Source organism: Candidatus Nanosynbacter sp. TM7-008 (genome assembly GCF_022828245.2).
Taxonomy (GTDB): Bacteria; Patescibacteriota; Saccharimonadia; order Saccharimonadales; family Saccharimonadaceae; genus Nanosynbacter.
On the sequence record NZ_CP157587.1, the window covers coordinates 318,134 to 331,204 of the forward strand.

The 13,071-nt window shown below is 43.2% G+C and carries 12 protein-coding genes and 1 tRNA gene; 6 read left to right on the plus strand and 7 right to left on the minus strand.

Annotated elements, in window-relative coordinates; genetic code table 11:
* Positions 1–7 precede the first annotated feature (7 nt).
* Positions 8–496 carry a hypothetical protein gene (locus tag LRM48_RS01675; protein ID WP_243812438.1) on the plus strand — a complete coding sequence of 163 codons (489 nt, stop codon included), beginning with the start codon at positions 8–10 and terminating at the stop codon, positions 494–496.
* Entirely contained in the window at positions 496–2,808 is a 2,313-nt protein-coding gene (locus tag LRM48_RS01680; RefSeq protein WP_243812437.1) for an HAD-IC family P-type ATPase, read from the plus strand. The genes LRM48_RS01675 and LRM48_RS01680 overlap by 1 nt, the downstream gene beginning before the upstream one ends.
* A 104-nt stretch (positions 2,809–2,912) precedes the next feature.
* On the opposite strand, the gene LRM48_RS01685 is transcribed toward LRM48_RS01680, so the two are convergent.
* Together LRM48_RS01685 and LRM48_RS01690 are read right to left on the minus strand one after the other, a co-directional pair.
* Positions 2,913–3,260 carry an immunity protein Imm33 domain-containing protein gene (locus LRM48_RS01685; RefSeq protein ID WP_129744360.1) on the minus strand — a complete coding sequence of 116 codons (348 nt, stop codon included), beginning with the start codon at positions 3,258–3,260 and terminating at the stop codon, positions 2,913–2,915.
* A gap of 21 nt (positions 3,261–3,281) precedes the next feature.
* Complete coding sequence (locus tag LRM48_RS01690; protein ID WP_129744359.1) at positions 3,282–4,595, minus strand: class I SAM-dependent RNA methyltransferase; 1,314 nt, start codon at positions 4,593–4,595, stop codon at positions 3,282–3,284.
* A 73-nt stretch (positions 4,596–4,668) separates the two neighbouring features.
* Between LRM48_RS01690 and LRM48_RS01695 the strand changes: the two genes are divergently transcribed.
* Positions 4,669–4,743, plus strand: a tRNA-Gln gene (locus tag LRM48_RS01695).
* A gap of 46 nt (positions 4,744–4,789) precedes the next feature.
* Here the strand turns inward: LRM48_RS01695 and LRM48_RS01700 are convergent.
* From LRM48_RS01700 to LRM48_RS01720, 5 genes are all read right to left on the minus strand, one after another.
* On the minus strand, positions 4,790–6,538 hold the full coding sequence (locus LRM48_RS01700; protein ID WP_243812436.1) for a DUF262 domain-containing protein: 1,749 nt from the start codon (positions 6,536–6,538) through the stop codon (positions 4,790–4,792).
* A 180-nt stretch (positions 6,539–6,718) separates the two neighbouring features.
* Entirely contained in the window at positions 6,719–7,387 is a 669-nt protein-coding gene (locus LRM48_RS01705) for a DUF2268 domain-containing putative Zn-dependent protease (RefSeq protein ID WP_243812435.1), read from the minus strand.
* Positions 7,388–7,738: 351 nt separating this feature from the next.
* Positions 7,739–8,197 (minus strand): GreA/GreB family elongation factor, encoded by a 459-nt coding sequence (locus tag LRM48_RS01710; RefSeq protein WP_243812434.1) that lies wholly within the window; start codon positions 8,195–8,197, stop codon positions 7,739–7,741.
* A gap of 76 nt (positions 8,198–8,273) precedes the next feature.
* Positions 8,274–9,224, minus strand: a complete 951-nt coding sequence (locus LRM48_RS01715) for a sensor histidine kinase (RefSeq protein ID WP_243812433.1) — start codon at positions 9,222–9,224, stop codon at positions 8,274–8,276.
* Positions 9,221–9,889: a response regulator transcription factor gene (locus LRM48_RS01720; RefSeq protein WP_243812432.1), complete on the minus strand. Its 669-nt coding sequence runs from the start codon at positions 9,887–9,889 to the stop codon at positions 9,221–9,223. The genes LRM48_RS01715 and LRM48_RS01720 overlap by 4 nt, the downstream gene beginning before the upstream one ends.
* A gap of 63 nt (positions 9,890–9,952) precedes the next feature.
* Between LRM48_RS01720 and LRM48_RS01725 the strand changes: the two genes are divergently transcribed.
* The 3 genes from LRM48_RS01725 to LRM48_RS01735 are packed head-to-tail and all read left to right on the plus strand — an operon-like array spanning position 9,953 to position 13,063.
* Positions 9,953–10,702: an ABC transporter ATP-binding protein gene (locus LRM48_RS01725; protein ID WP_243812431.1), complete on the plus strand. Its 750-nt coding sequence runs from the start codon at positions 9,953–9,955 to the stop codon at positions 10,700–10,702.
* Positions 10,695–11,927, plus strand: a complete 1,233-nt coding sequence (locus LRM48_RS01730) for an ABC transporter permease (RefSeq protein WP_243812430.1) — start codon at positions 10,695–10,697, stop codon at positions 11,925–11,927. The genes LRM48_RS01725 and LRM48_RS01730 overlap by 8 nt, the downstream gene beginning before the upstream one ends.
* 2 nt (positions 11,928–11,929) lie before the next feature.
* Positions 11,930–13,063: an AI-2E family transporter gene (locus LRM48_RS01735; protein WP_243812429.1), complete on the plus strand. Its 1,134-nt coding sequence runs from the start codon at positions 11,930–11,932 to the stop codon at positions 13,061–13,063.
* The last annotated feature ends 8 nt before the right edge of the window (positions 13,064–13,071 follow it).

A 13,071-nucleotide genomic window follows, 5' to 3' on the forward strand; every position in this document is an offset into this window, starting at 1 on the left:
ATTATCTATGAATAAGGCGACGTACGACGAGCTGGCTCTGGAGCGAGTTGCTAAGGAAAAATTTGGTTTTCCAATTGATGTTCAATCAATAATTTTGTGGCACGCTGATGTTAGTCGCACGGCTAAGGCGTCGGTGTTTTTGACGAATAAAAAGCAGCTGATGATGTATTTGGAGGCGACTTCGCCGTTGATCTTATCTGATGTTAAAAAGATAATTTCACGAATGGGTATGCGTGCGGAATTATTCCTTCCACCAAAAGGTCAGCCGCGATATTTTGAAGACATCGGCAAGCGCAAATTCCGTGAAGTTTTCCCTGGAAGAAAGCACGTTACGGATGAAGATTTGCATTTTTATAAAACTTTGGCGCCGTATAATCCTGCCTTGGTTTTGATTTATGAAGTGAAAAATGGCGAGATATATCAATTCGATTCTGACGCGTACGGAAATTGGCGAGTTGGCGCGAGGTTCAGTTACAGAAGGATTCGGACAAGCTAATGCGCGACTACTTGGACATTATTAAGCGGAATCTGCTTTCACCCATTGTCGTGGTGATCTTTCTGCTGGCTGGCGCGCTGGTTTATGTTCGCGAATATCGTGATGCGTGGTTTATTTCGGTGGTGATTGTCGTGAATTCGACGATTGGTATTATTCAGGAATTAAGGGCCAAGCGAGTTTTGCGTCAATTGGAGCTGATGAGCGCGCCGAAAGCTCGATTGTTAAGAGATGGAAATGTTGTCGAGGTTGGTTATGACGAGCTTAAAATTGGCGATGAAATCCTTATTCAGGCTGGCGATGAATTACCGGCGGACGCGAAAGTTATCGAGTCAAAAGGCTTGGAGCTGAATGAAAGTATGTTGACTGGCGAGTCTGCGTCGATTGAGAAAAAGGATGGCGATGTTGTGCTGGCGGCGACGACGGTTCTGGCTGGTGAAGGTATGGCGCGAGTAATTGCGATTGGCGACGACACGAAAGCTGGCGCGATTAGCCAAGTTCTGAAGCGTTACAAACCAGAACTCACGCCTCTGCAATTAGCGATTTGGCGCGCAATTTACTTCTTGACTTACGGCGCAATTGTTCTGTCGCTACTTATTGCTATCGTCTATTATTTCTCTGGCGATAACGTCGTTGTTATCTTAAAAACCATCACTTCGGCAGCGGTTACGGTCGTGCCTGAGGGTTTGTTATTGGCGAGTTCGCTGCTTTTGGCGTTCGGCTCACTGCGATTAGCTCAAGCGAAAGTCTTGCCACAAAAATTGTCAGCGATTGAAGCGATGGCGCTTTTGAATTTGCTGGCCGTAGATAAAACAGGCACCTTGACTAGTGATGAAGTGACGCTTGAAAAAGTCGTGGCGTTCAGTGATAAGATTGGCTATTCGGACTCTGACATTGCCAGTTTTGCGGCGTTAATTGCTCATGAAACCAGCGGCGGAAATATCACTGGTCGTGCAATTTTGGCGGAAGCTACGTCGCCAAAAAATACGAAAGTTTTGGAAGTTATGGCGTTTTCGTCGGCGCGTAAAATGGCTGGCGTGAGGGCGAATATTGACGGTGAAATTCGGACGTTAATGATGGGCGCGCCAGAGTTTGTGTCGAAGTTGGCGCCAGTGGATAAGGAAACTCAGAAGAGGTTGAATGATTGGGCTGACAATGGTTTGCGCGTGTTGATGTTAGCTGAATTTTCGGATGATAAAACCAAATTGAAAGACTTGAAAAATGGTTCTGGAACGGCAATCGGTGCGGTTGTTCTGCGCAATTCCCTGCGTCATGGCGTTGTTGAAACGGTGGATTTTTTGCAGCGCCAAGGTGTAACTATTCGCGTAATCTCTGGTGATAATCCGTGCACGGTTCAATACATCGCCAAAGAAGCTGGAATTAAACATCCAGAAAAGGCGATTTTAGGCGAAGATTTGGCGGCACTTAGCGAAGATGAATTTAATAAGGCGGCTGATACTTACACGATTTTTGCCAGAGTTTTGCCGGATCAAAAAGAACGCTTGATTAATCGATTCCAGCAATCAGGAAAATTCACTGGTATGGTCGGCGATGGCGTGAACGACGCTCTGGCTCTGAAAAAGGCTGATCTCGGTGTGGCAATGTACGCTGGTGCGCCGGCTTCTCGTCGAGTTTCCGACATTATATTGCTCAACAATTCGTTCACTTCTCTGCCGATGGGAATGAAATTGGGCAATCAAATAATGCAAGCAATCGAAGTCATCGCTGTTTTGTTCTTCCATAAAATTATTTACGGCGTGACGCTTCTTCTTGCGACGATTCTTATCAATATGAATTATCCGTACTCGCCGCGCCACATTACGTTTATGAATATTTTTCTGGTGACGATGCCAACTCTTATGTGGACGCTGTTTCCGCCGGTGTCGAAGCATCGAATAAATCCGAAGAGATTCTGGCACGATACTTTGCTGGCTGTTACGCCGATTGCTTTAATTACTGGCGTGACTGTCGCGTTCACCTATTGGATTACCTCTGTTATGTTCCCTGGTCACGCCGCGGAAGTCGCAACGATGACCGTGCTTACCGCGACTTTGTTCGGCGTATATTTGGTGTTCTTGGTGGGAATTATGCTGGACGTAACCATCGATAAATCTGCCAAGCGCGCTCGTCTGCTTTATCTTCTGTCGGTGATTATTGTGGCGGCCGGAAGCTTTAGCTTTGGTTTCCTACGCGATTTCTTCGACTTTACCGTGCCGAATTTATTCATAATGTGGCCAGCAGCTGGCGCAATTGTCGTAGCGATGTTAGCTCAGCTATTCATTGCTCGCTGGGCTGGTCGACGAATTGTTCGGTAAATGTAAATACTAGAATATGCACCTAGCTGTACCGTAGATAGGCGCGACTTATAGGAGCTAGTGAATATTTTAATTTGGGTATTTTCTAGATATTATTGAGCCTACTAGTGCATTTTTATTCGATTACCAGTGTTTGAATCGGTAAAATACCTTCCGCTTTCGTCAAAATGGAACGTTAGGTCTGTACCTATGGGCATGTCGTATACTGCTAAAACCGCAGGCTCAATATTTGCAAGGGTATTGAAATCTACAATGATGAGATTCTTTGGGTTATCTATATATTCTTGAGTATCAGTGTCTCCTATTGCTCGCCATCCACAATCGGCTGGATTGGCTCCTTCCTCTCTAAAAAGCCATTTCAGCTTAGATTTTCCTTCATAAATCGACTTAGTTATAATAGCACCTCCAGCGTTTTGTATAAGAGGAGCTTCTTTTTTATTAAATAATTTCATAAAACCTCCGCGACTCTATGTTTATATATTTCTATCCAAAACCACAAGGTGCTCAATGTGCGGCGTCCTCGGGAAGAAATTGTAGCCTTGATGATGTACGATTTCGTATTTTTCCTGAAGCAGGCTGACGTCTCGCGCTTGCGTGACAGGATTGCAACTCAGATAAATAATCCGAGGCGGCTCTGTTTCCAGCAGTCGATTAGTAACATCCGCGTGAAGTCCAGCGCGCGGCGGATCAACGATGATAATTTGCTCGCTCGTTATATATTCCAGAGATTTTTCGCTTGGCGCCAAAATCGCCTTGGCATTCGGTCGATTCAGCTTGGCAATATTCCTCTGCATTTCCGCGACGGCATGTTCGTTAATCTCCACCAGCGTCACGTCATCTCCGCCAATTGTCAAACCGATTGTCCCAACTCCAGAGTAAAGGTCGAGCGTCGGCAATTTTTCATTGCAATTAATCCACGCTTTCATATCGCTCAAGGCCTTTTCGTAAACGGGAATGTTGACTTGGAAAAATCCTTCGCAAGCGTAGTTGAAGGCGACGCCTAAAATCGTGTCGCTCAGTGTTGTGTCGCCGAATTTGTTCAAGCGTTCGGTGATTCTGCTGGCTGGACTTTTGGGGTCGGAGTAGATTATTTCACCACCCGCGGCTGATAGCAGTTTGGCTTCGCCCTCGGAAATCAGATTTTCTATTCGATCTTTTACGTACAATTGCCAAACGGCATTTCCCTGTTGGTCTGAGCGGATCAAGAGCGTTTTTAATTGGCGCGCGACGATTGGCTTTTCTCGTAATAGGTCGCGGATTTCAATTGCCAATTTATTTATGCTCGGGTGCGCCAAGCTGGTTCCGTCAACGACGACTTTTCCCTTGCCGCCACGCTTGAAAAACGCCAAGTCCAGAGTTTCCTTTTCGTCGTCGTCCGTTTTGTCGCCGAACCAACTGAACTCGACTTTATTGCGATAATTAAATTCTACGCCGTCAGAAAATACCTCGATTTTTTCAGGCAATGTAACGTTGTGAAGCAAAAAAGCCTCTTCGATTAGCAACGCTTTGTGCGATTGCTCGCTGGACATCGGCATTATTTGCCAAGGACTGGTGCTTAAATAACTGTTTTCATCCTTCGGCGTAATTCGCTCTGGACTTTTCTTGATAATTTCCGTCACTATTCCTTCGACGAAGTGTGATTTTTTCTTTGTCACGCGAATCGTTACAAGTTCTTTTGGCAGCCCTCCCCAGACGAACGCTTTGCGACCATCGTCAAGTGTTCCGATAGCTTGCCCGCCGCCAACGATTTTTTCCAATCTTAAAGTCTCAAAAATTTGCTTTCTCATTAGGTTATATTATATCAGGATGTGTGGATTTTTTCTGGCTGGCGTGCTATAATCGTCATTGTCCTGGCAATAGTGGGACGTCGCCAAGTGGTAAGGCACTGGGTTTTGGTCCCAGCATTCGCAGGTTCGAATCCTGCCGTCCCAGCCAAATTTGACAGACATAAATTATCGCTCTTTTGGGCGATTTTTTGTTTTTAAGCAATCAAGCCATTTTTATCTAGTAAATTCATAAAATCGTCAATAAACAAATTAGTCCTCTCAACAATTTCTTTTTCTCCGAATTTTTTATAAACATTGCTTATATTCTTGAGTTCAAGATTTTCTGTTCCGCCTATGCGCTGTCCTCTACTATTATCAAAACCCTGGTAATATTTAATTTTATCTTCGAACCTATAGTCGGATGCGCGAATATTGACTCGTTTTTCTAAAAGAGATTTATTACCAAGGAGGTCGATTTGCCGATTATTAGACAATCCTTTCTCATTTTCTTGTCGCTTTCTGGGATAAATATGTTCAATATCAAACTGCTGAGAGAGTTTTGGATATGACTGCTCTTTATTGAGCATCATACGAAGCGCTAGCATGGATTTGGTGATTGGTCTGCCGTTTTTGAAATCATAAATAAGGATCGCACTGCGTGTTTGCTCTTTATCAAATTTGAAGTCTGAGAATGTAACTTCATTTAGATTAACTATATTTAGCATCTCGGCAAAAATAGGCGTTCTTAATGCGTTCACGCCTGGGTGCATTATTGCGTATCCCCATATGAATGCAATTGTACGATCGAGAAACATCTTAAAATCTTCATCATCCAATTTTCCGTCTTCGGTGCGATTTGCTAAATAGTAAACAGATATGAAATAATTCCACATGCTATTTGGCGCGTAGTTTAATATAAAGAGCTTCTTTAAGACGTCTTCGCTGAAACGTTCACGATTTTGATCGGTAATATCTTCCCAGAATTGAGCAAGATCTTTAAGATTTTCAAAAGTGTCATCTTGTTTAAGTACGGAATATTTATCACGCTCATAGAATCTTCTAAGTGACTCGGTCGTGGAAGACTTGTTATTGTCTCGCTTGGCGCGAATGAAATACATGTATCTCGTAAACAAATCGTCCATTGGTGTGCCGGTGATTGGGTGAAAGATTTTTTCACATGTCTCCTCGAGTTTTTTCCAATCTTTAATAAACTCATCCCTGTCGTCTTCGCTTTTCTGCTTGTAATATTGATAGAATTGAGCCTTAAAAATATCAGAATCTGAAAGTGGGAGGCCCCTATCGTTTAATGTTGAGAATATGCGAAGAGCGGTATCTTGAGATTCGGCTTCGATTGGCATTAAGATGCAGTTATTGAGAATTCTTGCTGGCAAGTTCTTTGCAAAAGTTGGGAAGCTATTGATGAATTCGTCAACTTTTTTAAGGAAAAATCTAAAGTTATTGGCGTATCGGCTAGTTTGGTCGTTTGTAACGATGCCTGTTCTTAGGATTGAAAGGAATTCCTCCTTGTCTTTATCAGTGGCGACAACAGAATCTATTTTTAGGTGATCTTTATCTGGCTTGCCCATTTCATCTGTTTTCCATATACAGCTGGCGATACGCTCGGAAAAGTCTTTTGAGCCTTGGTCTTGCATTTTGGTGAAGCGATCGTAAAAAGCTCGAAGGAGAAGCATGAATGTGGTTAGGCGCTGCTGACCGTCGATCACTTCCTTCTGTTTCCTGTCGTTTTCAAAAGTCACAATCGAGCCAAGAAAATACTCGTCGTTCGTGTCAAACTTTGTGGCGTCATTATCTGGTATTGCGAAATAAAATATATCATCCCAGAGAGTCTGACAACTATCCTCATCCCACGCATATGGACGCTGGTAATCTGGTATGATGTAGTCTGCTTTTCTATCCGATAAGAGTGCATAGATACTTTTTTGGTCTACGTTTAGCTTTGACATATATCCCCCGTTTATTTTTTGTCGCTAAATTTGTGAATATTCTTGGTGTAATTATAGCATGTCGCAGCATCGGCTGCGGCAGGTAGCCTTCACGTCGCGGATGGCGCGATCACAAAAAGCGTAGTTTAAAACTACGTTTCGTCCCCGTTGTTACGCATATCGCGACGGGGACTCTTCAATTTATAGGATAAAATCCTTGTAACTTGCCAAAGTCGCCTGTGCGATAGTCTGACTAGTTTGATGTAGGTATTGCTTCACAAAGTAATACCCAAGTTTATACCCCGCCCAGCGCGGCAAAATATCATCGCCGGTGAAAAATATTTTGGTATAATCGTAAATCTTGTCTTCAAAATTGCCTTGTAGTGCGGCAATTATCTTGTCAATTTCAGCTTGAGAAGTAGTTTTCTGTATTTCTCTCAAGAAAAATTGTTGGTTTCGCCGTCCGAGTTTAATCATTGCTTCCTCTTCTAGCGCGACCGCCAAGCCCTCCGAAATCATCCCATCAAACATAGTTTCGGCATATTCAGGCAGTTTTTCCCAACGCAGCGAATGTGACATTTCGTGGCAAATCGTTTCGAAAATAAAATCCTCGCTAACTCCGTGCTGGCTTTTATCGACAGAAATCATAATCAAGCGCGAATGAAGCGTTTTGCCAGCGATTCCGTCCTCGGCGATAGTTGGCAGCATAAACGAAGGTGTAGTGATAATTACATCAACTTCGTAATCAAACTGCGCAAACTCGCTCGAAACAAAAGTCTCGGCTTGTTGCGCTGTATTTTTGAATATGGTAATTTCGGCATCGGTGAAAGTTTGGTTGGCGTTAGCGATGTGTAGGTGGAGTTTGCTCATGATTTTATTATATTGCAATAACATAAGTATCACTATAGGGACAACGCTATTTATTAAGTGCAATATTTAAATGGAAATCACTAAAATATCAGCAGCGACCTTCGGCGGGTTGCTAGCGTCCCAGCCCGCCGAACAGGGCTTTGCCCTGGTTTCTTTTTCAACGTCGTGCCATAGTCTGGAAATAGGTTCGGATCCTGCCGTCCCAGCCAAATTTTAGCAGACATAAATTATCGCTCTTTTGGGCGATTTTTGTTTTTATATTAAATTTCAGAAACGGAATAAAATACTATTAAAAATAAAAAAGCTCCCACTCGCCAGTGAGAGCTAAACTGTCGTGGTGGACAATTGAGATTAGCTAATGTTGATAACCTGTAGTTGCCTGGTCGCCAAGCCATTTTTCCAGGAGACGGTTTCGGATTTCTTATGATTTAGTAGACTTTTCCCCAGCGGACTGTCCACGGAAATTCGCCCGTCCAGAGGGTTTGCTTCCAGGCTGTGAACTAGCGTATAGCGGAAAATTTTTCCTTGCTGATCCACCAAATCCACGACTGAGCCGATAGCAATTTTCAATCGATCACGCTTCCTTGGTAGCGGCTTAGCGTGACGCAAAATATCCTTCTTCATAAAGATTTTTGATTGGATATTTTCCAGTTGCGTAATCACGTCGTTGCGGTGTAATTTATCATCGCGTGATTTGGCACGCCCAATTTCTTTCAATTCTAATATGAGCGCTTTTTCTGAAATCTCCAGTCCAGAAATTTCTTTCTGAAGCTCTTTAAATCCTTTTTTGCTTAAAAATGTTGTACTCATACTTCCCCTTTCGGATCGGCAATTTGCCAATCAACAATCCTATTACAACATCTAATTCTGAAAAATAGCTGAAAATTTACAGAATCGGCAAAGAAATTGTGAAGGTGGTTGAGTTTTTCGAGGTGCTAACAGAGATTTGTCCGCCTAGCGCTTTTGTCAATTGTTCCGCTAATGGCAATCCTAATCCATAGCCTTTCGTCTGTTGGTTGCCGCGAAAAAATCGCTCAAAGACGTGCGGTAAGGTTTGTTGTGAAATCGTGCCGTCGTTGATGAAGTTGACGGTGATGTTTTGTTTCGATGGAATGATGCAAATTTTTACCACAGAATTTTTCGGACTATGTTTCAATGAATTGTCGAGTAAAATCGCGCACAATTCTCGCGTCGCAGTGTGATGAAGCGGAATATTTATGTGTTCTGGGCAATTCATTTTAACTCGCGCTTCGGCTTTTCGTTCGCGGATGAGTTCGGATATCAATTCCGTCAAGTTAAAACTTTTATCTTCCAGTGCCAACTTATTTTCTGTCCGCGACAGTTCCAGAAGCATCGCTGTAAGCTCAGTCAACTTATTTATTTCCTCCAAATTGCTTTCCAGAGTTTCTGTAAGTTCCGCCTTATTCGCCTTCCGATTTTTTAGCGAAAATTCAGTTTCTGCCTTCATAATTGCTAGAGGCGTTCGGAGCTGATGGCTGGCATTAGCAACAAATCGCGATTGAGCTTTGTGGGCGGTTTCTATCGGTCGCAAAGTAATTTTCGCCAATAAATATGAACACCAACCGCCAGCGAGCAGAACTATAAGATTTATATAGCCCAAACTAATTAAAAGATTTCGAGTTGAATTATCTATTCTTTCCGACAAATTGATTGCAGGAAAATCGCCCTTCCTTTGAACGATAATTTTATGAATTTGCGCATCAACCTCTGAGCGTGCCACCTGAAAAATAATGCTACTAAACAGTAGGCTGACGATCATCAAAATCATCAAATACCAGCCCGCCAACTTAATTGTTGCTGAAGTAAAAATTTTCATGATTCAATCCTATAACCGAAGCCGCGCACGGTTTTTATCAATTGTTTTTTGAACGGTTTGTCGATTTTTTGGCGCAGATTTTTTATGTATGCCTCGACATTATTCGGCAAAATATCGGCATCAAAATCCCAAACGTGATCAATCAGTGTTTCTTTACTGAGAATCTGATTCGGATGTTGCATCAAATATTCCAGCAGCGCATATTCTTTGTTCGTTAGGTCTATATTCTTCCCGGCTCGCGTTACGGTTTGCTGCTGCTTGTCAATTGTCAAATCGTCAATTTTCAAGATGTCTGGTTGCTGAATTGGCGGCCGACGGAGCAAGGCTCGCACTCGCGCCAACAACTCATCAATCGCAAAAGGTTTAGTCAAATAATCATCGGCGCCCACGTCCAGCCCAAGCGTTTTATCTTCGGTTGTGCTCAGCGCTGTCAGAAACAGAATAGGCATATTTTTTCCATTTTCGCGCAGTTTTTTAACAATCTCCGTGCCTTCTAATCCCGGCAGCATTCGATCAACAATCAACAAATCATACGGCTGACTATCCGCCAAATTAAAGCCCTCTTCCCCGTCGTACGCCGCATCAACCGCGTATTTTTCGCGCTTCAAAGATTTGGTTATGACCCTCGCAATTTTTCGTTCGTCCTCAATGACCAGTAGTCGCATATTTATATTATATCTTTTTTCCTGCGCTAAGTGCTATAATTTTATTTAAAGAAAAGGAGGCGTATGCCAGATAATAAAAAAATGGTTGAGATTCGTCATTTTAAGATGAGTTTCGGCGATAAAACTGTTATTAAAGATCTGAGTTTCGACGTTTTTCGTGGTGAAGTTTTTGGTTTTTTGGGAAGTAATGGCTCAGGAAAAACTACGACGTTGCGCGCATTGTTGGGACTATACCAGCCGACCGCGGGCGATTTATTGATAAACGGCAAGCCGTATTCGGTGGAAAGTCAGATTCGCCTTGGATATCTTCCTGAGGAACGCGGTTTGTATAAAAAAGAAAAAGTCTTAGACGTGATGATTTACTTTGGTCAGTTGAAGGGCTTGAGTCGCAAAGAGGCTAAGGATTTTTCCCTGAAGTTTTTGGAGCGCGTCAATTTGAGCGATAAGGCCAGCACGCAACTTGACAAATTATCTGGCGGACAGCAACAGAAAATTCAGCTTGGCGTAACGATTATGGGCGATCCAGAACTACTGATTATGGACGAGCCAGCCAAAGGTTTTGACCCGGTGAATCGCCGTTTGTTAATGAACATAATTGAGGAGCAGCGAAAAGCTGGCGCAACGATTATTTACGTGACACACCAGATGGAGGAAGTAGAAAGATTGTGCGATCGTTTGATTTTATTGAAAGACGGTCAAGCGGCGGCATACGGCACATTGGAAGAAGTAAAAAGTCAATTTGGCGGCGCTTCAATGGACGACATTTTTGTCCAAGTTTACGGCGGCGAAGCGAAGGAGTTGAGCGATGAGTAAAATGCATAATTTGGGGACGGTTTTCAAATTTGAAACGCTTAGAACATTGAAGAAACCGACGTTTTGGTTGACGGCATTGGGATTTCCTTTGTTGATTGGCGTTCTGTATGGCATTATGTTTTGGTCGCAAAGCACGACTATTGAAGCGTCAAAAAATCTGGAAAAGCAAGAATTTTCGCTGGAAGTCACGGACGATTCGAAGTTGGTAAAGCCAGAATTGCTGGCGGCAATTAAAGCCAAAACTGCCAAATCGAAAGAATCTGGAATTGACGACGTAAAAAATAATAAGGTTGATGCGTATGTTTATTTTCCAAAAGATTTGAGCAAGCAAAAGGTTGAAGTTTACGGTAAAGATGTTGGGTTATTCCAAAACGGAAAATACGGCGCGGTGGCGCAGAGTTTATTGAGTCAATCAGTAGCAAGCGACATCAGTCCAGCGCAAGTTGCAATTTTACGCGACAAAGTCCAATTGTCATCAACCACATATCTGAACGGAAAAGAGCACGGCGGCATTAATGAGATGATTGTACCGGGAATGTTTTTGGCTATTTTGTTCATTCTCATCAGTATTTTTGGCAATCAAATGCTCATTAGCACCACCGAGGAAAAAGAAAATCGCACGGTGGAAATGCTGCTTACGACCGTTAAAACTGACACTTTGATTACGGGTAAAATTCTGTCTTTGATGGTATTGGCTTTGATTCAGATTTTGGTGATTGTTTTGCCAGTTTTGGCGGGCTATTTGGCGTTTGGCTCGAAATTGCAATTGCCTAATCTGGACTTGAGCACGCTTGTGTTTGATCCTGTGAGAATTGGTCTGGCGATCATAATTTTCTCCGCAAGCTTCACTTTATTTACGGGAATGTTGGTGACTTTGGGCGCGATGATGCCGACCGCTAAAGAAGCCAGTCAGTGGTTTGGAATTGTGATTATGCTATTCATTGGTCCATTTTACGGAATCACGGCGTTCGTTTCCTTCCCTGATTATTTCTTCGTTAAGTTCTTGTCGCTATTTCCATTCACCGCGCCGATTCCATTGTTATTACGAAACGCAATAGGAAACCTGCCAATTTGGGAAGCTTTGCTCGGCACGGCAATTTTGGTCGCTACAGCGGTGTTTGTTATGTGGTTATCCGTGCGCGTTTTCCGTTACGGCGCGATGTCTTATGATAGTAAATTATCTCTGTCGGCGTTGCGGACACGCCGAAAAGCTGGTAAAGTTTAATTATGAAAGTACGTATAGAGATAGACACGAAAACATTTGTGCGATTTTGGCTGGTCGTGATGGGCTTTGGTCTGGCTGGTTTGGCAATTTATTCCGCGAAGGATGCGCTGATTTTACTGGGAATTTCCCTGTTTTTGGCGTTGGCGCTTAATCGTCCGGTTGCGGCAATTGCTAAGAAGCTTCCTGGGAAAAGCCGATTGGGCGGCACGGCGCTGGCGTATACGACGCTGGTTCTGCTTTTGGGCTGCGTGATTTGGTTTGTTATTCCGCCAATTGTCCAACAATCTGCCAAATTTGTCGAGAGCATTCCGAGTATAATCGACCAAGCCAGCTCACAGTGGCGTGGCGTCAACGATTTTATTGATAAGAACAATTTGCGCCCGCAGGTCGATTCGATGATGGAAAATATTAAGCAGCAATCTTCGTCTTGGGCGACGAGCGTCGGCACTAATTTATTATCCAGCGTTGGTTCTTTGGCGTCATTCTTAGGATCGTTATTCTTGGTGTTGGTGCTGTCATTCCTGATGCTCCTTGAGGGTCCAACTTGGGTGAAGCGTTTGTGGGGATTGTACAACGACGAAGAAAAAATGGAGCGTCATAAGAAGCTGGTTGGCCGAATGTATAACGTGGTCACAGGTTATGTTTCTGGGCAATTGACCGTTTCTGGAATCGATGCGATATTATCAGGTTTCGTGGTGTTTGTGCTGAGTTTGACATTCCCTGTCATAAATTCCAATTTGGCAATGCTCACCGTTATGGCGACGTTTGTATTGACACTAATTCCGATGTTTGGCGCAACGATTGCTGGCACGTTGATATCGCTACTACTATTCTTCAATAATATGACAGCAGGCATTATTTACGCGATTTATTTCGTGATTTACCAACAGATTGAGAACAACTTTGTTTCTCCTTCTATCCAGTCAAAGAAGGTTGAGTTGTCGGCTCTGACTGTCTTGGTCGCGGTGACAATTGGTTTATATGTTGGTGGTCTATTGGGCGGTTTGGTTGCTATTCCAGCCGCTGGTGTCGTTAAGGTTTTGCTAGACAATTACTTAGAGCAGGTTAAGTCTAAGCGTGTTGAGAACGAAAAGCCGCTTAATAAATTAGTTAAGAAATTGAAAAACGAAGATTAGTTTGACGC